Source organism: Streptomyces sp. STAM6 (assembly GCF_054963715.1).
This window is the reverse complement of sequence record NZ_JBUEFZ010000024.1, coordinates 14,861-37,783: the sequence shown is the minus strand read 5'-3', so window position 1 is coordinate 37,783 and position 22,923 is coordinate 14,861. Positions and strand designations below refer to the sequence as shown.

The following is a 22,923-nucleotide window of genomic DNA, read 5'->3' as shown; positions in this document are numbered from 1 at the left end:
CCCATGAGCGAGGTCGTCCATGAACAAGAGCGTACCGGTCCTGTGCCGACCGACAAGTAGTGCCCTCCTCGTGATCACCCAGTCGCTCGAGGTGGGTCGGTGAACATCGAGCGTGGTCCGAGGAAACAGCGCGGGTTCGTCATCATCGACAACGCGCTGGCGCAGAACAACCGCCTGTCGTTCGGGGCCCGGGGCCTGGCTGAGTACCTGCTGAGCCTGCCGCCTGGCGCTCGAGTCGACATCCGGTCCCTAGCGGCCGACAACCCGGAGGGCCGGGCCGCCATCGCTGGGTACATGAACGAGCTCGAGGCCGAGAGGTACCTGGTGCGCACGCGCACTCAGGGCGAGCGGGGCCGGTTCGTCACGCAGACGACGATCTACGAAGAGGCTCAGGATCCGTCGTCACTGCCGACCAGTCTGCCGAAACCGTGGAGCAAGGCGAAGGCGGTACCGCGCCCTCATCTGTCCGCTGTCTCGCTGGGTGAGGCTTCCTCGGAGTTTTCACAGGTGGGACCGAATCCCGTGTCACCGGACTTCGGTCTACCGGACTCCGGTGAACCGGGTCCCGGTCGACCGGGACCCGGAGATGCGGGAGTTAACCCCTCTAAAGAACCTGGGGGAAGAACCTCCTCCTCCCCCGTGCGCGAGGAAGGCGCGACCGGGGACGATGAGCAGGCGGGAGGAGGGGAAGGGGAAGCTCCGCAGCAGCAAGAACAGGATGCGCGCGCTGCGGCGTTTGTCGACGCGCTCCCCTATCGGGGACGCCTACCAGGACCTCGCCAGCGGACGCACTTGGTGGCCCGGGTAGCCGAGGCGTTCACGGCAGGCTGGTCAGAGGATGCGCTGCGCCGCCAGCTCACCGAGGAGACCGATTCGGCTAAGTCGATGGCTGCCGTGTACCGGCACCGTCTAGATCCGGAGAACTTGCCGCCCGCTCCCGCTGTGCCGGCCCCCCGCAGTGGCGAACCGCAGGTTGCGCGCCCGCGGTGTCCTGAGTGCCACCGGCCACTGGCGAACGCCACCACAGACACCCTGTGTCGAGACTGCAGAGAGGACGCCACCGCATGAGCAAGCCCCGAAAGGTCGCCTTCAACGCCTCGAACTCGTACAACGCCAACTTCGCTGGCCGCACCGGGCTCTACAGGCTGTACAACGCCGAAGGCGGCTTGCTGTACGTGGGCATCTCGGTGAACCCTGAGCGACGCTGGTACGACCACTCCCTCGTCAAGCCGTGGTGGCACCACGTAGCCCGTAAGGAGGTCCAGTGGCACGACACCCGCGAAGAAGCGCTGCTGGCCGAGGAGCAGGCAGAGCGTGCGGAGAAGCCACGGTTCTGCGATACCCATCGGCTGGCCGGCGGCTGGACACGGTACGACCGCACCGAGGATGCGGCACTCGGGCAGGAGATCACCAAGCTCGCCGACCAGCTTCGGCAGTGCTTGGCGCTTGGCAGGTACCGGCCAGGAGATCGTCTTCCGAGTGAGCGCATGCTGGCTGAGGAGTACGCGGTGTCTATCTCAATTGCCCGGTCCGCGCTGGAGGCCCTCCGGACAGACGGCCTGGCCGAGCACGTCTCAGCCGGCTGGATAGTCGCTGCACCGCGGCTTAAGCAGCGACAGTCTTGACGTTCTTCCGCTTCCGGCGACGCTTCGGTCGCCGGGGCGGGCTGTCCAACCAGTCAGCCACCGCTTCCACCAGCTTCCCCTGCGCTTCAACCAGAGTGACCTGTGCCCTGGCACACGTCCTCCTGCACTCCTGGCGCACTGCACGGTCCTTGGCGCCCCCCAGCGCGATGAGGGCCTCGCTGAACTCGAAGCCCGGAACCTCAAGGGCTGCCGCCTGCTTGCGGACGTCAGGCTCGGGCTTGCCTGCCCAGAACGCTTCGTCGGCTTGTTCGCGGAATCGAAGGATGTCGTCGAGCAGGTTGGCATGGTGTGAAGAGCCGCTCGACCAGTTACCCTCCTCTGGTTCGTCGTCCTTTGCCGCTTGCTCCAGAAGCTGGATCACGTATTCGTCCGGCGCCGGACTTGACACGTAGTTGTCTCGGACCGTGCGTGCGGTTCCTGCCATGCAGGTCGCGATGGTCACAGGGGCCTTGTCGAAGAAGAGCCTGATGCGAAGCTCGGCCGAGTACACGTCCTCGAGGGCGGCATCCGTGGGCTTCCTGATGATGGCGTCGATCGCGTCGAGGAAAGTCGAGACGGCTTCGACGCGGGGCTGGCTGTACGCGGTGTGTTGGTTGGTGCGGGCTGTGAGCTGGGCGGCCAAGAGCGCCACGGCGCCCGCGACGAAACAGCTTGCGAGGGTCGCCACCGGCACCAGGTAGGCAGTCGTCATGCCTTGATGGTGGAAGGCCGGCGGCCCCACGGTGACGGAGTTGAGCGAACCCAGAGCTTGGAGGTCGCGCTGACGAGCCCTTGCCGTGCCCGCTACGGTGCCCGAGCAGGCGCCGCCTTGGGCCACGCGGGTGGAGGTGGCGTTCGTGCCTGAGCAGTCGGGGGATCCGGCGGGGCTGGGCTCGGATGATGCCCGGGCCTTTGCGAGGGCTGCCGTTCTGGCGAGTCGTGGCATGCACCGGATTAACCGGTAGTACATATTGCGCGCGCAATACGACCACGGGTAGTGTCTGGAGCGCCGGGCGGGACGGATACCGCCGCCCCGCCCGGCCATCTCCTGCACCCCGGAGCGAGCTCCTGAGCGCGGTCTGAAGCATCCCACCTAGACCGCGCCCAGGAGCCCTCCCGTGACGTTCCAGCCGTTTGATGACCGAAACACCCTGCTGCTCACCGTCCTGCTGTTCGTCGCGTTCGTGCTGACGCAGCTGACGCCCGAACAGGCGACCGTCGCCGCCAGCCTGATGCCTGCGATTGAGGCTGCTGTCCGCGGGCGCAGGGTGTGACCCAGACCGGCGGCCGTGGGGAACGATCCGCCCCGCGGCCGCCACCCTTGAACCACGCACTCAACCACCTGGAGCCGCCCCATGAACAATCCCTTCTCACTCGACACCGACCTGCCGGCCTGGATGCGTTCGCCGGCCCCTGAGGGCACGCCTCAGTGCGGGATCAGCCATCCGCCGAGCGGCGCCACCGCATGCGTCCTGGCCGAGGGGCACGGCGGCACAGTTCACCAGGACCGGAACACCAACCAGTGGCCCGTGGTGGTCGGTGCGCCGTTCGGTCAGATGACTGAAGACGACGGCCCGCACCCGTCCGACTTCGAATGCCCGTGCCCGGCGCCGGACGACCAGTACCTGATGGACATCGACTGCGGCAGCGTCAGCCTCACCCACAAGGCGTGCGGGAAGCCGCCGCGCGGCGACTGGATGATGGAGTCGCTGACCATGGACCCGGTCCCAGTGACGGTGAAGGCCGTGCCGTACGGGAACTGTGACGGGTCGATGTGGCACGGCGAGCACCAGTGCGACTGCGGATCCCTCGCCGAGGTCACCATCACTGGAGTCGCTTCGTGAAGACCACGACTGACTGGCCGTACGACGCCGACCGCGACGACCCGCTCACCGCCCTCCGGATCCCCGTCACCAGCTTCTCGCCCGGCTGGCTCTACACCGCCTGCTTCGACCGCGAGTCCGAGGCCCGCCCGACCGACACCGAGGCGCAGATGATCGCCTCGTTCATCGAGGAGTACCAGGAGCACTGGTTCGGCAGCGGGTCCTGGCGGCGGAAGCAGCAAGCCCAGGCGTTCGACATGGACTGTTACACGACCACCGTGTTCCACAAGTGGGCCGAGGACGACTGGTCGTACCGGTGCGTGACGTGGCAGTACGGGCCGCTGTGGGTGCCGGTGTTCCCGCGGCAGCGGGGCGGCGAGTACGACAAGCAGAACCTTCCGGCGCACACGCTGGTGCAGGTGATGGACCGGGTCCACCGCGTAGGTACGAAGTACCCCAGCCAGCACTGGCTGGAGTGGAGGGCCGCGCGCCCGGAGGTGTTCGGCCGGTGACGCGTGCATGGCCGTCTCGTGAGGAGTGGCAGGCGAAGGCCGAGTACGCGGTCCGTACCTCCTGCACCATGTACGAACGGCTCGACCGGGCCCAGCCGGACACCTGTTGGTCGTCGCTCGCCGAGGATGTCGAGTTCGAGGAACTGGCCCGGCCGGCGGCCGCCGAGCTACGCCGCCTGCTCACCGCCGAGATCGGCCGGCTGCGGACGCTGCTGCCGGACCGGCCGAAGAGCAGCCGCCAGCGGGTCGCCTGGTTCGTGGCCCTCGAGGGCCAGCGGTATGAGGACGCGTGCAACCTGGGCGCGCTCGAAGAGATGCGCCGGGACGTCCAGCGGTCCGCGCGGCAGGAGGCGTGGGCGATCGTCGCCTGGGAGCTGGGCCGCATCCGCAAGAACTACCCGGCGATCCGCCTGTCGGACGCTCTGCTGGCCGCGCACGACCGCATGGGGGAACTGTCGGCCTCCGCTGCGGAGCGGCGCCGTGCAGCGGCCCAGGCCATCGAGGACGCGGCTGTCGCCCGGGAGGTCGCCCGTCGGGCCACGGACGAGGCGTGGCAGGAGGAGCTGGAACGGCGCCGTCAGATCGAGATGCCGCGGGTGATCAGGTATGGCCAGGTCTGAGGTAGCGGCCCGGGTCCTGTTGGCGGAGCATCCGCAGCAGACGCCGGTCGACCCTGTCGGCCTGGCGGAGGAGCTGGACCTGGTCGTGGTCGAGCAGGAGCTGGCCGACGACGTGTCCGGGGTGCTGATCCGGCGGGATGGCCAGACCGTCCTCGGCGTCAACGCGCAGCACCTGCCGGCGCGGCGCCGGTTCGCGGCCGCGCACCTCCTCGGGCATGTTCGCCTGCACAAGGCCCGGCAGGTCCTCGTCGACACCACGGCGCGCATGACGCTGCCGTCGACGTACGCCGGGCTGCCGACCGACCGGGAAGAGGCAGAGGCGAACAGGTTCGCCGCCAGCCTGCTGATGCCGGACCCGGCCTTGCGTGAAGCTGTCCTCCGAGCCGGGGAGACGCCCCCGAGCGTGCTGGTGCAGCGGCTGGGTGCTGAGTTCGGCGTGTCAACCGCCGTGGTGGCGTACCGGTTGATCGGGGCCGGCTACATCCTGGACGCCGCCTGAGCCTGGCGTGGGGTTGCCACCGGCCGGTTCGCGCTCTTGCCCACCCCGGCCGGCCGCCGTCACCTTCGACATCGAGCCATCTCGAGACGAAGGGGGACTCTGTTGGCGAATCCGCCCGTACCCGCACCCCGACCCATCACCCTGTGGACCGGCCGCGCCTTGCTGTGGTGGGCCCGGCTCCTCCAAGCGACTGTGGCCGGCAAGACCCGCCGCAAGCAGCATGTCGCCCGACGGAACGCCGCGATGCGCGGCGCTCACGCCCGTGGCATCCACCGCGACACCATCACCCAGGCGGTCGGCTTGTCCCACGAGCAGGTGCGTAAGGCGCTGCGCGGGGAGCAGACCAGCGAGTAGCGACCCTGGCGGCTTCGGTAGGCTCGCGTTTGGTGGTTTCACCGACCGGTGAGCGCTTGTCAGCACCACCCTGTGCCCCCGCTTCCGCGCTCTGGAACGGGGGCACCAGCGTGTCCGCCGCTATGGGATGCGGACCCAGCCTTTGTGCTCCATCGTCTCCGTCTCCCAGTCGTCGAACAGACGCGGCAGCTCCCCAGCTGTCCGGTCCGGGTTGCGGTACCAGCGGATGAACGCGCGGGCGGCCGGCCGGTCGGCGTCGCAGGCCGGGCACAACTCCATCCACTCGCCGGTGGTGAGCGGACCGTGCCACGCCAGCAGCAGGGTGCCCGAGCATCGGGAGCATGGAGGGATCGGTGCTTCTTCAGGCTGGTTGTCGGGGTTCGCGAACTGGGCGAGCTGCTCGTCGGTTAGGTTGTCGAGGGATCCGTTGATGTTCGCGATGCGGGTGAACGAGCCGTCAGGTTGTACGACGTAGCGCCAGTGGAGAGCCACCGTGGCCCCCTTTCGGGGTGTGCTTGTTCGGAGCGCCACGATGCGCCCGCCCGTCGATCATCGTCAAGAGGTGTGCAGTCCGTTCGCCCCCGCGGTGTCGGTGCTCGCTGGCAGACTTCCCTGCACGAGGCCTCACGCCCTTAAGGAGTCTCTTCCAGTGAGCCCACATGAACACTTTGAGCTGGACCGCGAAGCAGCTGCGAACGTGCACTACGCCAACGAACCCCGTATCCGGCTACTGGCTCAGGCCCGGTGGCGGATGATCACTGGCGGTACGCGGGAAAACTGGCTGGCCCTGGGCAAGGACCATCCCGACAACCTGATCCCCGAGGCGCGCGAGTGGGTCCGTGCTGCCGTGGCGGCCGGCATTCTCGAGCCTCCAGCGCCACGCCCGGAGTTCACCCTGCACGACCCGATGAAAGCCGCCGACGCCCCGAAGACCGGTCAGGAGTAGTGCCGTGGACCTGAACCGCACGCCCCAGGCCATTGCCTCCGCCGCCGCCGAGGAGGTGAGGGCTCTGAACCACGCCACGCTGTCGGTGTCGGCGTTCCACGGCGAGGACGGCTTCCGCGGCGCGGCGCCGGCGAACCTCTCTGACACCGTCGGTGGGCTGGTCGCGCTGACGGACCGGCTGCCGCAAGCCCTGCAGCAGATCCGGCGCGGGCTCCAGCAGCTGGAGGAGGAGCAGGAGATCCGCATGGCGGACGGCAGCGACCCCGGGGAGGGGGTGTCTGCGGCGCTGCGGGCTCTGCTGAACGCGGAGGAGGCGGTGAAGGCCGCGAACCACGCGCTGCGGGCCGCGAGCGGGCCGATGTCCGCGATGGGCGGCTACCTGGACGAGCCCGGCGAGGACGACGTCCTGTTCGTGCGGCCCGATCGAGCCGGCGGCTGACCGGGGCTGCACGCTTAGAGGTCGATGAGGGCCCAGTGGCGGCGGCCGCCGTGGTCGCGGTCGGTGTCCGTACCGCACGACGAGACGACCGGATACGCGGCCAGGTCGTGGAGGAGCTGTTCGTCGCCGGTGGCGTGGCCGGGCTGGTGGGTGAGGACGAGGATCAGGGCTTGCTGGTCCTGGTCGGCGAGGTGGACGCTGATGCGGCTGCCGCCGTCCTCGAGAGCAGCTGTCACGAGGCGGGCTGTGACGGCGTGTGCCGGGCTGTCAGCCGGGAGTCGGTACCCCCAGGCCTCCAGCTTTTGCACGACGTTCCTGCCGGCCTTCGGGGCGACGGAGGAGCGGGCCCAGGGGGCGGTGTCCAGGGGCCAGTTCGCGGCGCGGCGGTTCGCGATCCGTGCACGGAGCCGGGGCTGCACGACGACCGCAGCCTGGCCGCCTGACGTGTCGGGGCGGGGTGCTTCGACGGGGCGTTTCGGCGGGGGCGGAGTGCGGGGCGGGTAGTCCGGGCGGTTCGGGCCGTCGTCCATAGCGGGTCGTGTGGTCACGTCGGCCTCCCCGGGTGCCGGCGCCCCGGCTCTGGGCGGGGCGTGCTCCAGGCTCATCGTAGGCCGGGCCGGGCGCCGGGGGTGGCGGTTCGGCAGGACGGTCCTGGGGTTTGGGGTGCGGGCCCGGGGTGGACCTGGGTGAGGACCCGGACCCGCACGGTGCACGCCCCGTTCAACGACGCTCCCCGGCGGAGGTGACGGGGTGGCGTGCTGAGGGCCCGGTCTCGAGACCGGGCCCTTCGCCGTGAGCGGGGGCAACAAGCCGCGCGTGGGGTGTCAGGCTGGTGGGGAAGTGCAGAGCTCCTAAGCGCCCCCTGCTGTTTGGGGAACTGCTGGCCAGCCCCGGTCCCGTTCAGGCCGGGGCTGAGCTGTTTCCGCCTCACCCCCAAACCCTGGAACGTATTGCGTGCGCACTATGTTGAACGGTAGGGTTAACCCCACACCGGCGCGCACCCCTCCCACCACAGAGCAGGGGCAACACCAGCGCCCAACCGCGCCACCCTGGAACCGCGCCCCCTCTTCCCAGGAGCCGCCCCATGCCCCAGCCCCCCAGCACCCGCCTCACCGGACCCGCCTTCACCCTCCGCGGACTCAGCGGCGACACCCTCACCATCACCGGACAACTCATCCAGGGCACCCCCGTCACCGTCTACACCGTCACCACCCCCGACGGCTCCAGCCAGTCCGTGTGGGTGCCCGCAGACCAGCACGAGGACGTCGTCGCCGGCGCCCGCGACATCACCCGCCAAGCAGCGAACGCCACCTGCCCGTGCGTCCTGTCCCCGCCGTCCGACACCCGCCGGCACTGGCCCGGCTGCGACCTCCCCACCGCCGATGCAGCACAGAAGGAAGCCGCCTGATGATCCGTTCTGATCGGTTCCTCATCAGCCAGAAGCCCTTCGCCGTCGACCTGTCCACCCTTACAGCCAGTCAGTCCACCAACCACGGCACCCACTACCTCGAGGGGTCGGTACGCGCCGTTTGGTACCGGCGGCAGAACGGCGTGACGCGGGCCTGCCTCGGCTCACTCGGGCTCTGGCGTCACTACCTCCCCGAACTTCTGGACGACATCACCGACCCGGTGCAAGTGCTCTCCGCCGACTTGGACGGGCGATACGGAGGCGACTGCGAAGGCCGCTGGGACGGTGAACGGTACTGGGGCGCCCAGAAGCCGGAGACCATTGAGCAGCACCTCGCCGTGCTTCGGCCGATGCTCGACGCTTATCCGTCCGTGCCTGACGGCTATGACGGCTGGTGGCGGTTCGGAGGAAGGCGCTGATGCCGAAACGCGTCCAGCGCACCCGGAAGGCTGGACAGCCCGGTATGCCGCCCGGAGCTGTCTACGTCGGTCGCGGCCCCGGATCCAAGTGGGGCAACCCCTTCCCCGCCTACGACAGCAGCATCCAGGAACGCCGCACCGCGACCCTGCTGTTCGCCAACCTGCTCCACTGCCGCGGCAACCCGCCCTACCCCGACCACGTCGTCGCCTACCCGACCGCAGCAGAGATCCGGCGCGAGCTCGCAGGCATGGACCTCGCCTGCTGGTGCCCCCTGCCGAAGGACGGCGAGACCGACTGGTGCCACGCCGCCGTCCTGCTGGAACTCGCCAACCACCCCGCCTGACCGGCTGATCCGGTTCCCGCCCACCACGCGCGCAAGGAGACCCGATGTACCCCAGCCTCTTCACCACCCCAGGACTGGCCACCTTTGCGGAGGCCGTCGACACCGAGCGTCAGCGGCAGCTCGTCAAGTGGGGCGACCAGCGCCACCCCGACGGCACCGGCAACGTGTCGCAGCAGGAACGCGCCGCCGCCGCCCGACGCTGGTGCGAGAGCGCGTTCGGCGCCGGGTACGGCACCTGGATGGACGTCCTGACCGCGGACGTCGCCGAGGCCGAAGCCGAGCGCGACCCGGCGAAGCTGCGCGCCAAGCTGGTCCAGGTCGCCGCCGTGTGCGCCGCATGGATCAGCGACCTCGACCGCCGGCCGACCGCCCAATGCCCGGCCACGCCCAGCCCGTCCTCGCCGTCGCCATCGCCCTGATGTGGACCATCCATCCTCGCCGGACCTTGACCAACATCCGCTCCTGGCGCGAGCCGGAACGACGATCCCCCGCCCTCACCTTCGACCCCGACTGGAAGACCCGCCGATGACAGACCAGCCGCGCAAGCCGAAGACCCCCTTCGAAGCCGAGTTCCTCCCCCGCATCCGCAACATGGCAGACGAGCCCGCCCAGACGGACCGGCCCGTGACCGCCCCGCCCCCGGCCAAGTGGACCAGCCGCCGCTTCTACACCCTCCGCCGTCACGTCGACGTCTCCGGAGTCTCAGGCACCGGTCAGCCTGCCGAGATCGCCGTCTTCTCCGACGGCCAAGCCGCCATCCACTGGTTCGGCAAGTACCCGACGACAACCGCCCACCCCGGAGGCCTGGAATGGACCGAGGGCATCCACGGCCACGGCGGCGCGACGACCATCGAACCCCTCGATGATCCCCGCCTGGCACGCATAGCCGAAGCCCACTCCGCGGACAGCGCTTCTGGCGGCATGACGTCCGGCTACTGCGTCGAGTGCGACCACCCCTGGCCCTGCCCCACATGGTCTTGGGCGGCAACAGAACGAGACCCACTCGCTCCTTGGGATCCTGCCGATGACGAAGATGACATGGGTGCCACCTCGTGAAGACGTGCACGGAATGTAGCCGCGTGAAGCCGCTCGATCACTTCCACAAGAACGGCACGACAACACGGTCCAAGTGCAGGGAATGTCGTCGGGCGATCAATGAGCGCAATCGAGGTTCCCGTAGCGAGTACTTTAGGCAGTACCGAGAGTCGAACCGCGAACGCCTGAACGAGTGCAAGCGCGAGGGGCACCTACGAGCAAAATACGGAATTACGTCTGCCAAGTACGACGCTTTGCACGCCGCCCAGGGCGGCGTGTGTGCCATCTGCGGCGGGACGAACAACGGGCGTCGTCTCAATGTGGACCACGATCACTCCTGCTGCCCAGGCGGGAAGACCTGCGGTAATTGTGTGCGCGGGCTTCTGTGCGTCAACTGCAACCGAGCGATTGGCTTGTTGCGGGATCGCCCCGAGTTCCTCGAGAGGGGCGCGGCCTACTTGCGGAGTCACGCCGCGACCGACCGCGACCCGCTCGCCACCTGGGACCCCGCCGACGACGAGGAGCCGGAGATGGCTCCTTGTTTGGCCGGCTTGGTCTCGAAGGGCGACGCCCCGGTTGAGCGCTGCATGGTCGAAGGCCCCCACGACATGCACGTCTCCCCGACCGGAAAGCGCTGGAGGTCTCAGTGACCGAGCCGTCCGAGCAGCCGTTGACACACTGCATCAGCTGCTCCCACCCAGCCGCATCCCACGACCTCCAGCCCGACGGAAACCGCGCCTGCCGCAGCCCCGGCCACCCCAAAGGCGTCCCGTGCGCTGACTGCCGCGCCCTTCTCACCCCCGAACACCGCGACGCAATCCAGGACGAGCGCCAGAACGACAGCTTTGAAGCCGCCTGGGCCGCCTACTACGTCACCCTGCAGGACGCGCAGAACGCCTTCGGCAAGAACGCCGCCGCCTACTTCTCCGACATCCACCAGTCCGCGCTCGCTTCCGCGCTGATCACCTACCGCAAGCACGTCGCCGACGAAGGAGGCATGTGATGCGCGCTCTGACGATCCGGCAGCCCTGGGCCGGCGCGATCGCCCACCACTCGAAACGAGTGGAAAACAGGACGTGGAAACTCCCGGGCAAACACCTCGGCGCCCGGATCCTCCTCCACGCCGCCGCCCAGCCCGACAAGGAAGCACGGGTCTTCGGCACCCACCTGGACGTGTACAGCGCCATCGTCGGGGCCGTCACCCTCACCGGCTGCCACTGGTCCGACGACGGCACCTGCTGCCGCCCGTGGGGCTTCGCGCAGGCCTACCACTGGGAACTCGCCGACGTCACCGCCCTGACCGAGCCCATCCCGGCTACGGGGAAGCTCAGTTTCTGGACCCCGCCCGAGGACGTCCTGCTCGCCGTCGAGCGCCAGATCCAGGAGGCAGCCGCGTGATCCGTGAACAGCGCACGCCGCTCGCCGAGCTGACCGAAGACCAGCTCAAGGACCTGTACACCCGCCTCGAACAGCACCAGAACATGCCCGTCCTCCACACGTGCCTCGTCCCCGGGTGCCACAACCAGTACGACGCCCTCGCCGCCATGGACGGACGCCCCCCGGAACGCGAATCCTGGTCCGCCACGGGATGGAAGCGGCTCGGCAACGGCTACCTCCGCGTCCCAGGCGGCGAGCACATCTGCCCCGAGCACGCCGAGCTCGTCACCGCCCACGCCCCGCGCCGCGTGCAGCTCACCGAGCAGCGGTGGACCGTCGACTGCGCCTGCGGCTGGACCCCCACTCCGCAGCGCTGGCACCGTGTTCTGGGCGCCCTGTGGGAGCAGCACCTCCTCACCGTCACCGGGGTACTGCCGCAAGCCCCGCCGCAGACCGACCCCGAGCACCGCACCCCTCTCGCGGACCAGACCGACCAGTCGCTTGCCGAGCTGTACGACCGGCTCTGGGACGCCGAGGACGAGGTCGTCCAGGCCCGGGACGCCGGGCGGGCCATGTACCTCGCCTACGAGTCCCAGCGGCGCTTCAGCGGCGAGCAGGGCATGCTCCTGGCGGGCGTGCACCGGGCCCTGTGGTCCCTGCGCCACAACCTGCGAAACGACTCTCGCGAGTGGGCTCACAACCGCACCGACGCCTGGCTGTACGCCCTCATCGTCGGCTGGGACTGCGAGCAGCAGCACGAGCACACCGATGAATGCCGAGGCTCCCTCGACCAGGTGGCCGGCAGGCACCGCTGGTCCCGGCCTCTGACTGAGGTGGCCCGCAAGCACCGTGCCGTCCTCGCTCAGGCCGGCCCGAACAGCGAGTCCGAAGCCGAAGCCGCCCGCGCGGCCGCCGCCGACACGACCGAGGAGGACTGAGCCGTGACCGACACCGACGCCGAGCCGGAGCTCACCGAGACACAGAAGGCGTACAACATCGCCCAGTACGAGCTGTTCCAGCTCGCCGCCTACGGCCACTACCGGTACGCGCCCCTGGTCGACAGGCGAACCGGGAAGTACCTGACCATCCGGGAGATCGAGGCTGGTCAGCGGGACTACAACGACCGCATCCGGCAGGCGCGCGAGCAGCTGGAGACAGCAGTCCTCAACCTCGTCGCCGAGAAGGCCGAAACGCTCCGCGGCGACTGGGGCGTCGTGGCCGCGTGGCTGCGCTCGCTGGCCGACGACCCGGCGGAACTGTCCCTGCTGGCCGTGCCCAGTGAGGAGGCGGACAGCCTGTGAGCACGCTGGAGGAGCGCAGGGCAGCCGCCCTCACCCGCCTACGAACCAACCCCCGGCCGGACGTCACCGCCCTGGACCGGCGCCCAGAGTGGCCGCCCGAGACACAGCCGTCCGGCTACACCCCCGACCCCGACGACCCCTTCGAGCAGCAAGCCCGCGAGGACGAACGCTTCGCCGCGATCGAAGCCCGGACCCACAGCTACTTCCACGACCCCTTCGCCGACGACCACAGGGAGGCCTGACTATGCGCGTCCCGATCAGCGTCCTGAACGAGTGGCGCCCCACCCAGACTCGCAAGCTCGGTAGCCTCCCCGTCGACGGCGTGGCGCCGCGTCTGAAGGAGACCGACTACAGCACCCGCATCCAACCCGGATCGATCATCGTCTTCGGTGGGCGTTGTGCCCACGAAGTCATCGAGGTCAAGGAACGCCCGCTGGACCTGTGGCCTGAGTATTTCCTCAACGAGTGGGACCGGTTCACCCAGTGGTGGGTCGAGCAGGTCATGGCCGGCCGCGACATGGGACCCCAGCCGGAACGCGCCACCTGGGAGCACCGCCCGGTCGTCATCGTCATCCGCCCCGCCGACCGGCCGGCAGCCAAGCCGAAGCACTACGCCGTGCGCGCCTCACGCTCCTTCTACGTGCTGCCCGAGCACTACAGCGTCTGCCGCCTCTGCAATGAGATCCCTCCCTGCACCCATGTCACCACCGAGCTGGCGGTCGACGTGCAGATGCAGCACACCGAGCGGCTGATGGCCATCAAGCCTGGCTGCTGTCTCGGGTGTGGAGAGCCGATCACGTCCCGTATGAAGGCCGTACGGTTCCCCGGACCGAACCTGTGGCGCCCGGACCTCGGCGACAACTCCGCGGTCTTCCACGCCCGGCAGGACTGTTCCGGCCAGGTCCGCTCCTATCGTGAGCAGTGGGAGGCGAAGGGGCACGCAGAGCTCCAGCCCGAGCTCCCCAACGCGGAGGACACGCCGTGACAGATCAGCAGGCACGTCTCTCCCAGGTGCAGGCCCGGCTGTCGGAGCGGACCCCGCCCCCGATCGCCGGCCAGACCACCATCCCCACCGGGGAACGTAAGCCTGCCACCCACGACTACGGCCCCGGGCAGCGCTGCTGGGGCCACGACTTCACCATCACCCGCGTCATCAACGACGGCCAGCAGCTGAAGGCCTTCGGCTGGGGCCCGATCGTCGGCCCGCTGATCCGTCCCGGCGACTACCTGATCCTGGACCGGTCCGACGGCCGGTCCACCCGCTACCAGGTTCAGGACATCACCTACTGCCCGGACCCCAGCGACATGTGGGACGCAACCCTCGCCTTCGCACCCCGCCAGACCACCGCCATCAAGGAGTGACGTGACCGACGTACCCAGTGAGACCGTCCACGCCTGCCCGCCACAGGGATCCGGCTTGATGCCCTGCTGCGGCCGGACACCGCTCGAGGCCCCACGCGCAGACCGCCTGAGTACCGATCCGCAAGCGGTGACCTGCACCACCGGCCGCCACTCCGGCGAGCTTGCGGAACAGGTCGCTGCGGCAGCGCGGACCGTACCGCTTCGGCTCGGCCCGAACAGCGTCGCCATGGCACAGCGAGGCAAGGCCATCATCCTCAATATGACCGAGGCCGCCGCCCTAGCCGACGCCGTGCTGGCTGCTCCCGCGATCCAGCGACTCCGCGCGGACGTGGAGCGGCTCACGCAGCTCGCTGCTGACTTCGTCGACCCTGACCCGTGCTACTACGACCACCACGGCTACTGCCAGGCCCACATGTGGTTCGCCACGGAGCCCCGCTGCCCGCACGCCCGGGCCCGGGAGATCCCTGAGGTGCTCACCGCCTTCGAAGCCGAGCAGTAGCGATGAAGGAACTACGAGAGCCGTGGTGCTGCAACGGCAACGCTGAAGAATGCGCCCTGTGCACCGACCCGAATCCGCCCTATCCCTTCCTCTGCCCGGGGCACCCCGCAACTGCTGAGAACCAGGAGCTGGTACGTGCAGAGGCCACCACCGCGCCGCCCACCCGTGAGGAGCGCATCGCGAAGCTGGCGGACGAGCTGTGCCGCACCTACAACTGCGGCATCAGCCTTGAGGAGACCGCGCAGACGGCCCCGGAGGAGGCGCGGGATCACCGGTACGCAGCCGAGCATCTGCTGCAGTGGATCGACGACTGCCCGCGGGAGGAGAAGCGGGCGGCGTTCCGCCGGGGCTATGACCGCGGCCGCGAGGTTCAGAGGAAGCGGACCGTGCAGGACGTGGACCGGCTCGAGGCTGAGGTGGCCGAGCTCCGGCAGGACCGCGATCCCGAAGGCCTGCGCGGCCGCATCGTCGATCTGGAGTACGCGCTGCGCGGCTGGGACACGCTGCTGATGGGCAGCGACGGCCAGCAGTACGGTGCCGTCCCCGACTGGCGGCAGGTGGCCGCCGAGCACCTGGCGAAGCTCGTGGAGGTACAGCGGGAGCTGGCCGAGCTGAAGAGCCACCAGCCGTCGAACGCAACCAGGAGGGAACAGCCGTGACGAACCCGCCCGGCTCCACCCGTGAACAGCTGCCCGACGATGTCCTCGCCCTGATCGAGCTTCCCGCCTATGTGTCGACGGCGTGCGAGACGGCACGCGAGTGTGAGCGCGCCGCGGAGGTCCATGTCCCTGACCGGGAACGGCTCCACGAGCACGCGCGCCATCTGCACGGCCGGTGTCGCCTCAACCACAAGTTCACCGGCCGGCTGTGCTCCTGCGCATGCCACCCGCGCTCGTCCGCTTGACCCTGACGCGCGAAGGCCCGACCCCCTTCGATTCGGGGGCCGGGCCTTCGTGCAGCGTCAGGCAGCACCTGCCTGGCGGTTGGCGTCGTCGACCAGGGCCCGGTCCGGGGAGCGGACCCACAGCGCGATCAGCGCCGGCAGGGTCGGCGCACCCCACGCTTTCCGCAGGTCGGACAGGTGGGCGCTGAGGGTGCGGGCGCTGATGCCGAGACGGGCCGCGGTGTGGCTCTGCAGGATGCCGAGCTCGGCGTCGAGGAGGATCTCCCGCTGCAGCTCCGTCGTCCGGACCGCCGTCGTCTCCCCGCCCGCGATACCCGCCGCGCCCGCCGCGCCTGGCGCGTCCGGGTCGTCGGCGCGGGACGGCCGCCGCTCACCTGCCCACGGCTCCGCCCGCCGCCATTCCTCCTCGAACACGGCGACGATGAACCCGACGACCCCGCGGTCTTTCACATGCCGGGCCGCGTGGGGTGCGGCGTCCCGCACGACGTGGTCGGAGATGTACGCCTGGGACCGGTCGATGATGACGCACCGCTGGAACGGGCCGACGAGGGTACGGAACTGGGCGCCCCGGGCCGACATCTGCCGCGCGTACAGCGATGTCGTCGGGTCGTCCCGCACGGTGTCGCGGTAGAGGCAACGTATCTCCACCCCGCGGGCGAGAGCGTCACCGTCCCGCACCCGGGCCCGGCTCACCTGCTCCGGGGTGCGGGGACCGCCGGGCTGGGCGGTCAGCAGCTCACAGCGCGCGCCGTTTAAAGCCTGCGCGATCCTGGCGTTCACCGTCTCGGGGTCGGCGAGGAACTCGCTGCCCGGCCCGGACCACCATTTCGACCGCTCGAACTCAACCGTCAGCTCGTCCGCAATCCGCGGCACCGCGACCAAATCCTTGGCGGCTTTCACCCACAGGTCCATCGCCTCGTCCCGGCGCTGCCGGGCCGCCTGCATCGGGTCCAGGACCACCGGCGTGCCGGCCGCCCGGCCCCCGGGCCCGTCGGTGTCGACCGAGGCCAGCCGCCACGCCACCAGCTCCTCGAGCGGCCCCTCATCGCCCGGCGCCAGGTCCTCGCCGCGGGCGAGTCTCTTGTACAGGTCGACGGCTGCCTGTGACGGCCGTCCCTCTCCCAACCCCTCCAGCAACACCCACCCCACAATATGTGGCGGCCGTCACACCTTTGCGAGTCTCCGCAATGCGAACAGCCGCGCGACCAGATCGTTGAAACAGGCACGTTCATGCGGGAGCGTACAGGCAAGGTTCCTCCCCGTAACCAGGAGTTTCCTCCTCGCGCACAACTCCCGCCTGCCAGAACTGGAGTTGTGACAGGGGACTCGCAGCAGGACGCGCTTGGTCACGGGGAGGACCCCAACCCCTAGCCCACCCACACCACCCGTGCCACAGTGCGGACCACCATCAACCGCACCCATATCGCAATACGGGAGGAACCTGTGCGAGCTCGCACCGCCGTCACCGCCCTCGCCCTCATCACCGCAGCCGCCCTCGCCGCCACCACGGCCCCCGCCTCCGCCGCCGCCACCACCCCCACGGCCGGCGCGGCCGTACAGGACGATTCGATATGGGGCGCACCCTCCCCCACCGACGTCGCGGCCGCCGTCACCAACGCGCTCACACCGCTGTCCGACTCCATCTGGGGCTGACCGGCCGGCCGACCCCAGCGGCCACACGCCGACGGGGTTGTCAGTGCCCCGTGCCACCCTGGACGGAGCGCCTGGCGGTGCCCATCACCGAAGCCGATGCCACCGCCAGGCACCGATCCGTCTGCCAGACTTCCGCACATGACCACCGATATCACCCCGCAAGACCTCCTTGACCTGCGCGACTTCATTAGAGTGCGCGCCGAGGCCGAGATCGAGGATGCCGGAGGCGTGCGCTACTGGGTGTCCCAAGGGGTGAAGATCCGGCCCAGCCTCCCCACGCGTCTCGATGAGGGAAGCAAAGCCCTGGGGAAGAAGAAGGTGGAGGACTGGATTGCGGCCCACGGCCCAACCCGCACATCCGAATTCTTCGGTGCCTTGTCGGGGCTGGTGAGCGAGTCGGTGACAATCACCAATAGCAGCCGGTCAACTGCCCTCGCAGGTTCCAACCGCTACGGGCTTTGGCTCTACCTGACCCAGGTGGCACGTCTCTGGGAGGACCACCCGGACTTCAATCCCGCATGGGCCAAGGACTAGCAGCCACGGGGCCGAGCGGGGGCAATACGGGGCCGTTCCGTGCCCAGCATGGGGTGTATGCCGCAATCCCCCCAGCATCCCCGCACCCGCCGCCTGACAGCGCTCCTGACCGGCACCACCGCCGCCCTCGCCCTGATCCTCGCCGCGCACGCCCCCACCGCCGCCGGCGTCACCACCACCCCCACCTACGAAGGCCGCGGCTGGCGCATCAACACCGACCGCGGGATCTACAGCCTCCACCCCGACCCGTACGAGATCGTCTTCGCGGACACCACCGCCCGCACCGTCCTCGCGCCGTACCTGACCCGGCCCGCCGCGCAGATCACCAGCGTGACCGGCGTCCAGGTCACCGTCACCACCACGATCGACACCACGCCCCGTGACCAGTGCCCGCCCCGGCACCGCATCGTCGTCCACTACACCCACCAGCCCACCGGAGTCGCCGGCTACTCCCAGGCCCGCTCCTGCTACGCCATCGCCGACGGCTCAGCGTGGGGCGGGCACGTCCTCATGGACTCCGAGTACTGGGAACACCCCGCCTGGTTCTCGTCCGACCCGGTCAAGAACGACGCGTACCGCGCCAACGGCGTCAGTCACGAGCTGGGGCACGTCATAGGCCTGGCGCACCCGAACACCGACAAGGACGGCGACGGGACCGTGGAGCCGTACGAGTGCGTGACCACCGCCTCCGGCACCCGCCCCCTCCTGTGCAGCCCCTCAGGTGGCTACCTCAACGCCATCGACGCCGGGAAGTACACGCCCCCGTTCGACGTCCCCGGGCTCGAGCAGCTCGCCGCCAACTACCACCTCCGGCAGAACTGAGGACGAGCGCGGATGAAAGCCGACAACCCGGCCATAGAGAAGCGGCGCCTCGCCCTGTGCGACTGGCTCACCGCCAACAGCATCAGCCCCAACGACGTCCCCCAGGACACCAGCCTCAGCATCAGCACGACGACCGAGGGCCAACGCCTCCTCCGCTACGAGGCCTTCGTCCGAGACCCCGCCACCGGGAACATCCTCGTCGCCGACGACGGCCAGGACGCCCAGCGGGAAAGCCGCACCACACCGTGCACCGTCTCCCCGCCCTCGTGGCTCCGCATCCCCGGGGCCGGGCAGTGACAGACACCGGCCTGCACGTCCTCGGCGGCGCCCTCGCCGGTCTCCTCGTCGCCGGCGGGATCCTCGCCTACGGCCAGCGGCACCTGACCGCCCGCCACATCCGCCATCTCGAGAACACCGGCCACACCGAAGAGGCTGCCGCACACCGCGCCGTGCTGTACGCCCGGGCTCAGCTTCACCGGATTCCGGGGACCGGTGTCAGTGCCGCGTGCCATCCTGAGGGCAGGAGCTGAACCGTCCCCGTGGGCGGTGTAGGCGCCTTCCGCCCGTCCTCCCAGGCCCACGGCTGGCAACGGCGTCCCCACGGATGCGGGGCGGGCCTTGTCTGCCGGGATTCAGCCGGGCGGCGGGAACGCCAGTCCCTCCCGCAATGCGGTGCCCAGCTCAGTGGGAGGTCACACCGCGCGGGGCAGAGGCCCCCGGAGACACGCAGTGCCCGCCGTTCCTGGGGACGGCGGGCACTCGGTGTCTACATCAACTGTTTCCGGTCACACCCCTGTTACCTGGCTGAAAGCAGTGCCATGCTGTGACCGCGTCGCTACTCGCTCACCCCCGTCGAGCAGCAGCGCAAGGCCCCGCCCGGGGTGCAGGCATATGGGCGGGGCCGCGCCGCCTCCCGGCTCCCCACGGGAGGCCAGGCGCATGCCAGCGTGCCTCCTCGCTCCGGTCGCCATAGGCTGGTCGTCCATCCAGGGGGGCCGCCTGGGAGGTGCCCGATGCCTCGTCCCGTCTGGAGCGGCGCGATCAGCTTCGGCCTCGTCACGATCCCGATCAAGGTCTTGTCCGCCACCGAGGATCACTCGATCTCGTTCCGGCAGATCCACCTCGAGGACGGCGGCCGTGTCCGCTACCAGAAGACCTGCGAGCTCGACGGCCAGGTCCTCGACCAGAGCCAGATCGGCAAGGGCTACGAGCTGAACAAGGACACCCTCATCGCTGTCACGGACGCCGAGCTTGAACAGATGCCGCTGCCGACCGCCAAAGCGATCGAGGTCGTCGCGTTCGTGCCGGCCGAGTCGATCGACGCCATCCGGATCGCCGACTCCTACTATCTGGCCGCCGACGGACAGGTGGCCGCCAAGCCGTACCGGCTGCTGGAACAAGCATTGGAGCGGTCCACGAAGGTCGCCGTCGTGAAGTTCGCATGGCACGGCAGGGAGCGCCTGGGCCTGCTGCGGGTGAAGGACGGGGCAATCCTGCTGCATGCGATGCGCTGGCCGGACGAGATCCGCGACCCGGCCGAGCTTGTCCCGGAGGAGATGGGCATCGACGACACGGAGATCGACGGCGCCGTGGCGCTCATCGAGGCAATGACCACGGATGACCTCACCCAGTTCCGGGACGAGTACCGCGAGGCCCTCGAGGAGGTCATCCACGCTAAGGCGGAGGGGCACCGGCCCGAGCCGGTCGCGCCAGAGGCAGAACCGCCCGGGACGGTGGTCGACCTGATGGCCGCCCTGAACGCCAGCGTGGAGCAGGCCAAGGCGTCCCGCGGCGAGACCAGCGAGCCAGCGACCGTGCACGAGATGCCGAAGGAGAAGGAGAAGGCGAAGAAGTCCACCGCCAAGAAGGCGTCCGCGAAGAAGACGGCGCCGCGGAAGCCGAGGAAGGCCGGCTAGCCCATGTAGTCCGGCATGCCGAGGCCGACCTCCGGCCGGCAGATCCCGCAGGCGACAACCTGCTCGACGAGCGCCTGACGCGCTTGCTCCTCGCTGATCCCGTGCGCGTTCTTCGCCATGGAGCAGCCGGACACGTGGAGCTTCATGGGGATGCGGCGCTGGTCGATACCGCGCTGCAGCCGGTAGGGGGTATCCGGCGGCGGCACGCGCGGGCCGGACGCGGCTTCCCGCTGCTCCACCTCGCGGATCCGGGCCCGCACCCGCTCGAGGTAGCCCAGGCACCACGTCTCTATGACGCGGAGTCTCAGCAGGTCAGGCGGCAAATCATCGGACACATGTTCGAGTATATGGCCGGGGTGTTTCCACGGCTCATCAAGGGCAGTGCACAGGCATGCGAGACGAGCAGCCCGAGACCTGGCAGTGCCCCGACTGCCGTACGGTCAGCGAGATCGACCCGGACAGTGAGCCGCAGTGCGACTGGTGCGGGCTCCTGCGCCGCGAGGCCGAAGCCCGCTAGCCAACCCGTCCCCGGGAGGTTGCTCTACTCGGCTTCCTCGGGATGCAGGGCGCGCCGGGTTGCCTCCACCTCCACGTCGAACCGGTTCAACCCATGCCGCTCGGCGTGCTCGGTGACCGCCGCCTGGAAAGCCTCCGCCGCCTCAAGCCACGGCGCCCATGCCTCCCCGCTGTACACCCCCGCCGTCGCCTCCACGCGCGCCGCTTCGGAGGATCGTTTCAGCTCCACCAGGACATCCATGCTGGCCTGCTGTTCTTTTCTATCTGCCACGGGCCCGGATCCTAAGCGGCCCCACTGACAACCGCCCCGAGCCTGGCCCCTGACACACGAAAGCGGCCCGGCATCCCTCAAAGGAAAACCGGGCCGCTCCGTGCGGCCCCATGGTCATCCCGACCGTACGCCTCCACCCCTGGCCAGGGAAGCCCCAGACACAGCGTCCTGCAGTACCAAGTCGACACGCGCTGCCACGGCCGCCGCCCGCGCCGGATCCCGCACCTTGGGCGCTGCTGCCAGCGTCGACAACAGCAGGCCGGCACCGATCACGAACACCGGCTCGGACCGGCCGACCACACGCACGGCCAGATGGCCCCCGGCGACCGACGAGCCGTGCACCACGAACAGCGGCTTCACCGTCGCCTCAGGCACACCCAGCGCCTTCGCGACCCGGGCCGCGTACTTGGCGGCGTCCTCAACCTTCCGGTGCCGGTCTTCCAGCCCGCAGTGCACCCGGCCCTGCACCAGCGCCGTCGGCTGGTTCTTCGCCCACGCCTTCGTCTCCAGCACCACGACGGTCCCATCCGGCGCGGCCAGGACGTGGTCGACGTTCGCCTGGTAGCCGGGAACCGCCATGTCGTGCCAGACCCGCCAGCCTGCACCCTTCAGCGGCGTGAGGAGCCGGGCGGTCTCCTTCTCGCCCCGCGCCCCGTGCTCATACCGGGCCGCCACAGCGTCCGCCCGGGCCGTGTGCCAGCTCACCCCCAGCAGCGACAGCACACGCCGCCACACACCCCGCCGCGCCCGCGCCCGTAACTCCGCCGCGTGCGCGGCCGCCGAAGCCCCAGCTGTGTTCATCGGTCGTCCCTCCACCAACGCAGCCCGTCCGGCTCACCTGGCTCGATGTTCGGATCGTCGGCGTGCAGGGCGGCAGACCAGCGGGCGACCGCATCAGCGGCCGTCTCCCGCTCCTGCGTCGTCATCTTGCTGGTCAGGTACCGCCAGTTCGTGTGTAGCCAGACCGTGCCCCATGCCGCGTCCCCGGGCGCAGGCTGTCCGTCCATGCACCGGTCGATGACGGCGAGCGTGTCGCGGGCCTGCTCCACAGCCTGGACCCGCACCGACTCGCTAATGGTCAGGTCGCACAGGCGGCGCACCTCATCGACCGCAGCCCGGGCGTTCACCGCCTCAGCATGGGCACGGGCGGCCAGCGCGTCCGCCCGCCTCACCGCCGCCTGGGATTCGTGCAGACGGGCCTCAGTCTCGGCGCGGTCGGCATCCGTGGTGTGCGCGTGCTGCCGGGCCAGGCGAAGCTCCGCCCGCAGCTGGTCCTCCACGGACCGGTGATTGCTCATGCTGCTCCTTCAGTGGTGTCGGTCCAGGTGTCGACGCCGCCGCGGATGGTGGTGACGCGGCGCCCGCGGTGCCTGGCGGGCCAGATGCGTTCCCGGCGGGGCGGGTCGGCCGGCATGCGGCGTGAGCCGGGGCAGAGCGGCCGGCCGTGGTCCCACATGCCGCCGTTGCGCGTCAGGGCGATGGAGCGGGTGCAGACCGCGCACCGGGCGCGGCGGCGCCGGTTCACCGGCTGGCCGCCCTGCGGCGGGCGTGCCGTGCGAGCCGGCGGGTGATGGCCTGCTCGAGCTGGTCGGCTATCAGCATCACGGCGGCGGCCGCGAGGACGATGACCCACCACGGGGCGCGGGCGCCATGGGTGTAGCCGTCCCAGATCACCTTCAGTACGAACGTGAGGGCGAGGACGAGGAGGGTGTAGATGAGGAAGGCGCGGTGTTTGGCGTGCATG

General features: G+C 69.7%; 43 protein-coding genes. 33 read left to right on the top strand and 10 right to left on the bottom strand.

Features of this window, described 5'->3' with window-relative positions:
• Positions 1 to 99 precede the first annotated feature (99 nt).
• Complete coding sequence (locus ACY34K_RS24345; protein ID WP_462750621.1) at positions 100 to 1,068, top strand: hypothetical protein; 969 nt, start codon at positions 100 to 102, stop codon at positions 1,066 to 1,068.
• Positions 1,065 to 1,625: a GntR family transcriptional regulator gene (locus ACY34K_RS24340; RefSeq protein WP_462750619.1), complete on the top strand. Its 561-nt coding sequence runs from the start codon at positions 1,065 to 1,067 to the stop codon at positions 1,623 to 1,625. Before ACY34K_RS24345 ends, ACY34K_RS24340 begins: the two co-directional genes overlap by 4 nt.
• Here ACY34K_RS24340 and ACY34K_RS24335 read toward each other — a convergent pair.
• Complete coding sequence (locus tag ACY34K_RS24335; protein ID WP_462750617.1) at positions 1,606 to 2,337, bottom strand: hypothetical protein; 732 nt, start codon at positions 2,335 to 2,337, stop codon at positions 1,606 to 1,608. The genes ACY34K_RS24340 and ACY34K_RS24335 overlap by 20 nt on opposite strands.
• Before the next feature lie 406 nt (positions 2,338 to 2,743).
• On the opposite strand from ACY34K_RS24335, the gene ACY34K_RS24330 reads away from it, so the two are divergent.
• The 6 genes from ACY34K_RS24330 to ACY34K_RS24305 all read left to right on the top strand — a co-directional run bounded on the left by ACY34K_RS24330 (position 2,744) and on the right by ACY34K_RS24305 (position 5,433).
• Positions 2,744 to 2,899: a hypothetical protein gene (locus ACY34K_RS24330; RefSeq protein WP_462750615.1), complete on the top strand. Its 156-nt coding sequence runs from the start codon at positions 2,744 to 2,746 to the stop codon at positions 2,897 to 2,899.
• Positions 2,900 to 2,980: 81 nt separating this feature from the next.
• On the top strand, positions 2,981 to 3,469 hold the full coding sequence (locus tag ACY34K_RS24325; RefSeq protein WP_462750613.1) for a hypothetical protein: 489 nt from the start codon (positions 2,981 to 2,983) through the stop codon (positions 3,467 to 3,469).
• Positions 3,466 to 3,960, top strand: a complete 495-nt coding sequence (locus ACY34K_RS24320; RefSeq protein WP_462750611.1) for a hypothetical protein — start codon at positions 3,466 to 3,468, stop codon at positions 3,958 to 3,960. The genes ACY34K_RS24325 and ACY34K_RS24320 overlap by 4 nt, the downstream gene beginning before the upstream one ends.
• Positions 3,957 to 4,580 carry a hypothetical protein gene (locus tag ACY34K_RS24315; RefSeq protein ID WP_462750609.1) on the top strand — a complete coding sequence of 208 codons (624 nt, stop codon included), beginning with the start codon at positions 3,957 to 3,959 and terminating at the stop codon, positions 4,578 to 4,580. Before ACY34K_RS24320 ends, ACY34K_RS24315 begins: the two co-directional genes overlap by 4 nt.
• A complete protein-coding gene (locus ACY34K_RS24310; RefSeq protein WP_462750607.1) occupies positions 4,567 to 5,079 on the top strand; it encodes an ImmA/IrrE family metallo-endopeptidase in 513 nt (170 codons plus the stop codon). The genes ACY34K_RS24315 and ACY34K_RS24310 overlap by 14 nt, the downstream gene beginning before the upstream one ends.
• A gap of 102 nt (positions 5,080 to 5,181) precedes the next feature.
• Positions 5,182 to 5,433 carry a hypothetical protein gene (locus tag ACY34K_RS24305; RefSeq protein WP_462750606.1) on the top strand — a complete coding sequence of 84 codons (252 nt, stop codon included), beginning with the start codon at positions 5,182 to 5,184 and terminating at the stop codon, positions 5,431 to 5,433.
• Positions 5,434 to 5,553: 120 nt separating this feature from the next.
• On the opposite strand, the gene ACY34K_RS24300 is transcribed toward ACY34K_RS24305, so the two are convergent.
• On the bottom strand, positions 5,554 to 5,925 hold the full coding sequence (locus ACY34K_RS24300; RefSeq protein ID WP_462750604.1) for a DUF6300 family protein: 372 nt from the start codon (positions 5,923 to 5,925) through the stop codon (positions 5,554 to 5,556).
• A 157-nt stretch (positions 5,926 to 6,082) separates the two neighbouring features.
• Here ACY34K_RS24300 and ACY34K_RS24295 point away from each other — a divergent pair, with 157 nt between their 5' ends.
• Positions 6,083 to 6,379, top strand: a complete 297-nt coding sequence (locus ACY34K_RS24295; RefSeq protein WP_462750602.1) for a hypothetical protein — start codon at positions 6,083 to 6,085, stop codon at positions 6,377 to 6,379.
• A 4-nt stretch (positions 6,380 to 6,383) separates the two neighbouring features.
• Complete coding sequence (locus ACY34K_RS24290; RefSeq protein WP_462750600.1) at positions 6,384 to 6,818, top strand: hypothetical protein; 435 nt, start codon at positions 6,384 to 6,386, stop codon at positions 6,816 to 6,818.
• 14 nt (positions 6,819 to 6,832) lie between these two features.
• Here the strand turns inward: ACY34K_RS24290 and ACY34K_RS24285 are convergent, their stop codons facing one another.
• Complete coding sequence (locus ACY34K_RS24285) at positions 6,833 to 7,054, bottom strand: hypothetical protein (protein ID WP_462750598.1); 222 nt, start codon at positions 7,052 to 7,054, stop codon at positions 6,833 to 6,835.
• Positions 7,055 to 7,902: 848 nt separating this feature from the next.
• Here ACY34K_RS24285 and ACY34K_RS24280 point away from each other — a divergent pair.
• The 16 genes from ACY34K_RS24280 (at position 7,903) to ACY34K_RS24205 (ending at position 15,467) form a co-directional block, all read left to right on the top strand.
• Entirely contained in the window at positions 7,903 to 8,226 is a 324-nt protein-coding gene (locus tag ACY34K_RS24280; protein ID WP_462750596.1) for a hypothetical protein, read from the top strand.
• Entirely contained in the window at positions 8,226 to 8,645 is a 420-nt protein-coding gene (locus tag ACY34K_RS24275) for a hypothetical protein (protein WP_462750594.1), read from the top strand. The genes ACY34K_RS24280 and ACY34K_RS24275 overlap by 1 nt, the downstream gene beginning before the upstream one ends.
• Positions 8,645 to 8,989, top strand: a complete 345-nt coding sequence (locus ACY34K_RS24270) for a DUF4326 domain-containing protein (RefSeq protein ID WP_462750593.1) — start codon at positions 8,645 to 8,647, stop codon at positions 8,987 to 8,989. The genes ACY34K_RS24275 and ACY34K_RS24270 overlap by 1 nt, the downstream gene beginning before the upstream one ends.
• Positions 8,990 to 9,033: 44 nt before the next feature.
• A complete protein-coding gene (locus ACY34K_RS24265; RefSeq protein WP_462750591.1) occupies positions 9,034 to 9,408 on the top strand; it encodes a hypothetical protein in 375 nt (124 codons plus the stop codon).
• 106 nt (positions 9,409 to 9,514) lie between these two features.
• A complete protein-coding gene (locus ACY34K_RS24260) occupies positions 9,515 to 10,045 on the top strand; it encodes a hypothetical protein (RefSeq protein WP_462750589.1) in 531 nt (176 codons plus the stop codon).
• Positions 10,042 to 10,674 (top strand): endonuclease VII domain-containing protein, encoded by a 633-nt coding sequence (locus ACY34K_RS24255; protein ID WP_462750587.1) that lies wholly within the window; start codon positions 10,042 to 10,044, stop codon positions 10,672 to 10,674. Before ACY34K_RS24260 ends, ACY34K_RS24255 begins: the two co-directional genes overlap by 4 nt.
• Positions 10,671 to 11,027: a hypothetical protein gene (locus ACY34K_RS24250; RefSeq protein WP_462750585.1), complete on the top strand. Its 357-nt coding sequence runs from the start codon at positions 10,671 to 10,673 to the stop codon at positions 11,025 to 11,027. Before ACY34K_RS24255 ends, ACY34K_RS24250 begins: the two co-directional genes overlap by 4 nt.
• Positions 11,027 to 11,422 (top strand): ASCH domain-containing protein, encoded by a 396-nt coding sequence (locus ACY34K_RS24245; protein WP_462750583.1) that lies wholly within the window; start codon positions 11,027 to 11,029, stop codon positions 11,420 to 11,422. The genes ACY34K_RS24250 and ACY34K_RS24245 overlap by 1 nt, the downstream gene beginning before the upstream one ends.
• Entirely contained in the window at positions 11,419 to 12,339 is a 921-nt protein-coding gene (locus ACY34K_RS24240) for a hypothetical protein (protein ID WP_462750581.1), read from the top strand. Before ACY34K_RS24245 ends, ACY34K_RS24240 begins: the two co-directional genes overlap by 4 nt.
• Positions 12,340 to 12,342: 3 nt before the next feature.
• A complete protein-coding gene (locus tag ACY34K_RS24235; protein ID WP_462750579.1) occupies positions 12,343 to 12,702 on the top strand; it encodes a hypothetical protein in 360 nt (119 codons plus the stop codon).
• Positions 12,699 to 12,944: a hypothetical protein gene (locus ACY34K_RS24230; RefSeq protein WP_462750577.1), complete on the top strand. Its 246-nt coding sequence runs from the start codon at positions 12,699 to 12,701 to the stop codon at positions 12,942 to 12,944. Before ACY34K_RS24235 ends, ACY34K_RS24230 begins: the two co-directional genes overlap by 4 nt.
• A 2-nt stretch (positions 12,945 to 12,946) precedes the next feature.
• Positions 12,947 to 13,687, top strand: coding sequence for a hypothetical protein (locus ACY34K_RS24225; RefSeq protein ID WP_462750575.1), 741 nt, complete (start codon positions 12,947 to 12,949; stop codon positions 13,685 to 13,687).
• Positions 13,684 to 14,064 carry a hypothetical protein gene (locus ACY34K_RS24220; RefSeq protein ID WP_462750573.1) on the top strand — a complete coding sequence of 127 codons (381 nt, stop codon included), beginning with the start codon at positions 13,684 to 13,686 and terminating at the stop codon, positions 14,062 to 14,064. Before ACY34K_RS24225 ends, ACY34K_RS24220 begins: the two co-directional genes overlap by 4 nt.
• Before the next feature lie 226 nt (positions 14,065 to 14,290).
• Entirely contained in the window at positions 14,291 to 14,563 is a 273-nt protein-coding gene (locus ACY34K_RS24215; protein WP_462750571.1) for a hypothetical protein, read from the top strand.
• Between the two features lie 2 nt (positions 14,564 to 14,565).
• Entirely contained in the window at positions 14,566 to 15,222 is a 657-nt protein-coding gene (locus ACY34K_RS24210; RefSeq protein WP_462750569.1) for a hypothetical protein, read from the top strand.
• Entirely contained in the window at positions 15,219 to 15,467 is a 249-nt protein-coding gene (locus ACY34K_RS24205) for a hypothetical protein (protein ID WP_462750567.1), read from the top strand. The genes ACY34K_RS24210 and ACY34K_RS24205 overlap by 4 nt, the downstream gene beginning before the upstream one ends.
• Before the next feature lie 57 nt (positions 15,468 to 15,524).
• On the opposite strand, the gene ACY34K_RS24200 is transcribed toward ACY34K_RS24205, so the two are convergent.
• Entirely contained in the window at positions 15,525 to 16,607 is a 1,083-nt protein-coding gene (locus ACY34K_RS24200; protein ID WP_462750565.1) for a hypothetical protein, read from the bottom strand.
• Between the two features lie 303 nt (positions 16,608 to 16,910).
• On the opposite strand from ACY34K_RS24200, the gene ACY34K_RS24195 reads away from it, so the two are divergent.
• The 6 genes from ACY34K_RS24195 (at position 16,911) to ku (ending at position 20,392) form a co-directional block, all read left to right on the top strand.
• The gene (locus tag ACY34K_RS24195; RefSeq protein WP_462750563.1) at positions 16,911 to 17,120 is read left to right on the top strand and encodes a hypothetical protein; all 210 of its coding nucleotides are present in this window, start codon (positions 16,911 to 16,913) and stop codon (positions 17,118 to 17,120) included.
• 138 nt (positions 17,121 to 17,258) lie between these two features.
• Positions 17,259 to 17,654: a hypothetical protein gene (locus ACY34K_RS24190; protein WP_462750561.1), complete on the top strand. Its 396-nt coding sequence runs from the start codon at positions 17,259 to 17,261 to the stop codon at positions 17,652 to 17,654.
• A 57-nt stretch (positions 17,655 to 17,711) separates the two neighbouring features.
• Positions 17,712 to 18,476, top strand: a complete 765-nt coding sequence (locus ACY34K_RS24185) for a zinc metalloprotease (protein WP_462750559.1) — start codon at positions 17,712 to 17,714, stop codon at positions 18,474 to 18,476.
• A 12-nt stretch (positions 18,477 to 18,488) separates the two neighbouring features.
• Complete coding sequence (locus tag ACY34K_RS24180) at positions 18,489 to 18,773, top strand: hypothetical protein (RefSeq protein WP_462750557.1); 285 nt, start codon at positions 18,489 to 18,491, stop codon at positions 18,771 to 18,773.
• Complete coding sequence (locus tag ACY34K_RS24175) at positions 18,770 to 19,006, top strand: hypothetical protein (RefSeq protein WP_462750555.1); 237 nt, start codon at positions 18,770 to 18,772, stop codon at positions 19,004 to 19,006. Before ACY34K_RS24180 ends, ACY34K_RS24175 begins: the two co-directional genes overlap by 4 nt.
• 483 nt (positions 19,007 to 19,489) lie before the next feature.
• A complete protein-coding gene (ku, locus tag ACY34K_RS24170; protein WP_462750553.1) occupies positions 19,490 to 20,392 on the top strand; it encodes a non-homologous end joining protein Ku in 903 nt (300 codons plus the stop codon).
• Here ku and ACY34K_RS24165 read toward each other — a convergent pair.
• Positions 20,389 to 20,727, bottom strand: coding sequence for a DUF6233 domain-containing protein (locus tag ACY34K_RS24165; protein ID WP_462750551.1), 339 nt, complete (start codon positions 20,725 to 20,727; stop codon positions 20,389 to 20,391). The genes ku and ACY34K_RS24165 overlap by 4 nt on opposite strands.
• Before the next feature lie 56 nt (positions 20,728 to 20,783).
• On the opposite strand from ACY34K_RS24165, the gene ACY34K_RS24160 reads away from it, so the two are divergent.
• Positions 20,784 to 20,909 (top strand): hypothetical protein, encoded by a 126-nt coding sequence (locus tag ACY34K_RS24160; RefSeq protein ID WP_462750549.1) that lies wholly within the window; start codon positions 20,784 to 20,786, stop codon positions 20,907 to 20,909.
• A gap of 24 nt (positions 20,910 to 20,933) precedes the next feature.
• Here the strand turns inward: ACY34K_RS24160 and ACY34K_RS24155 are convergent, their stop codons facing one another.
• The 5 genes from ACY34K_RS24155 to ACY34K_RS24135 all read right to left on the bottom strand — a co-directional run bounded on the left by ACY34K_RS24155 (position 20,934) and on the right by ACY34K_RS24135 (position 22,922).
• On the bottom strand, positions 20,934 to 21,179 hold the full coding sequence (locus tag ACY34K_RS24155) for a hypothetical protein (RefSeq protein WP_462750547.1): 246 nt from the start codon (positions 21,177 to 21,179) through the stop codon (positions 20,934 to 20,936).
• Between the two features lie 114 nt (positions 21,180 to 21,293).
• Positions 21,294 to 21,980 (bottom strand): nuclease-related domain-containing protein, encoded by a 687-nt coding sequence (locus ACY34K_RS24150; RefSeq protein ID WP_462750545.1) that lies wholly within the window; start codon positions 21,978 to 21,980, stop codon positions 21,294 to 21,296.
• Positions 21,977 to 22,477 (bottom strand): hypothetical protein, encoded by a 501-nt coding sequence (locus ACY34K_RS24145; protein ID WP_462750543.1) that lies wholly within the window; start codon positions 22,475 to 22,477, stop codon positions 21,977 to 21,979. Before ACY34K_RS24145 ends, ACY34K_RS24150 begins: the two co-directional genes overlap by 4 nt.
• Positions 22,474 to 22,704 (bottom strand): hypothetical protein, encoded by a 231-nt coding sequence (locus ACY34K_RS24140; protein ID WP_462750541.1) that lies wholly within the window; start codon positions 22,702 to 22,704, stop codon positions 22,474 to 22,476. The genes ACY34K_RS24145 and ACY34K_RS24140 overlap by 4 nt, the downstream gene beginning before the upstream one ends.
• Entirely contained in the window at positions 22,701 to 22,922 is a 222-nt protein-coding gene (locus ACY34K_RS24135) for a hypothetical protein (RefSeq protein WP_462750539.1), read from the bottom strand. The genes ACY34K_RS24140 and ACY34K_RS24135 overlap by 4 nt, the downstream gene beginning before the upstream one ends.
• Position 22,923 lies beyond the last annotated feature (1 nt).

Coding starts and splice junctions, on each gene's coding strand:
- ACY34K_RS24340 (WP_462750619.1), top strand. CDS start 1,065: ATGAGCAAGCCCCGAAAGGTCGCCTTCAACGCCTCGAACTCGTACAAC.
- ACY34K_RS24335 (WP_462750617.1), bottom strand. CDS start 2,337: ATGACGACTGCCTACCTGGTGCCGGTGGCGACCCTCGCAAGCTGTTTC.
- ACY34K_RS24325 (WP_462750613.1), top strand. CDS start 2,981: ATGAACAATCCCTTCTCACTCGACACCGACCTGCCGGCCTGGATGCGT.
- ACY34K_RS24310 (WP_462750607.1), top strand. CDS start 4,567: ATGGCCAGGTCTGAGGTAGCGGCCCGGGTCCTGTTGGCGGAGCATCCG.
- ACY34K_RS24280 (WP_462750596.1), top strand. CDS start 7,903: ATGCCCCAGCCCCCCAGCACCCGCCTCACCGGACCCGCCTTCACCCTC.
- ACY34K_RS24275 (WP_462750594.1), top strand. CDS start 8,226: ATGATCCGTTCTGATCGGTTCCTCATCAGCCAGAAGCCCTTCGCCGTC.
- ACY34K_RS24270 (WP_462750593.1), top strand. CDS start 8,645: ATGCCGAAACGCGTCCAGCGCACCCGGAAGGCTGGACAGCCCGGTATG.
- ACY34K_RS24265 (WP_462750591.1), top strand. CDS start 9,034: ATGTACCCCAGCCTCTTCACCACCCCAGGACTGGCCACCTTTGCGGAG.
- ACY34K_RS24260 (WP_462750589.1), top strand. CDS start 9,515: ATGACAGACCAGCCGCGCAAGCCGAAGACCCCCTTCGAAGCCGAGTTC.
- ACY34K_RS24245 (WP_462750583.1), top strand. CDS start 11,027: ATGCGCGCTCTGACGATCCGGCAGCCCTGGGCCGGCGCGATCGCCCAC.
- ACY34K_RS24225 (WP_462750575.1), top strand. CDS start 12,947: ATGCGCGTCCCGATCAGCGTCCTGAACGAGTGGCGCCCCACCCAGACT.
- ACY34K_RS24215 (WP_462750571.1), top strand. CDS start 14,291: ATGGCACAGCGAGGCAAGGCCATCATCCTCAATATGACCGAGGCCGCC.
- ACY34K_RS24210 (WP_462750569.1), top strand. CDS start 14,566: ATGAAGGAACTACGAGAGCCGTGGTGCTGCAACGGCAACGCTGAAGAA.
- ACY34K_RS24190 (WP_462750561.1), top strand. CDS start 17,259: ATGACCACCGATATCACCCCGCAAGACCTCCTTGACCTGCGCGACTTC.
- ACY34K_RS24185 (WP_462750559.1), top strand. CDS start 17,712: ATGCCGCAATCCCCCCAGCATCCCCGCACCCGCCGCCTGACAGCGCTC.
- ACY34K_RS24180 (WP_462750557.1), top strand. CDS start 18,489: ATGAAAGCCGACAACCCGGCCATAGAGAAGCGGCGCCTCGCCCTGTGC.
- ku (WP_462750553.1), top strand. CDS start 19,490: ATGCCTCGTCCCGTCTGGAGCGGCGCGATCAGCTTCGGCCTCGTCACG.
- ACY34K_RS24160 (WP_462750549.1), top strand. CDS start 20,784: ATGCGAGACGAGCAGCCCGAGACCTGGCAGTGCCCCGACTGCCGTACG.
- ACY34K_RS24150 (WP_462750545.1), bottom strand. CDS start 21,980: ATGAACACAGCTGGGGCTTCGGCGGCCGCGCACGCGGCGGAGTTACGG.
- ACY34K_RS24145 (WP_462750543.1), bottom strand. CDS start 22,477: ATGAGCAATCACCGGTCCGTGGAGGACCAGCTGCGGGCGGAGCTTCGC.
- ACY34K_RS24135 (WP_462750539.1), bottom strand. CDS start 22,922: ATGCACGCCAAACACCGCGCCTTCCTCATCTACACCCTCCTCGTCCTC.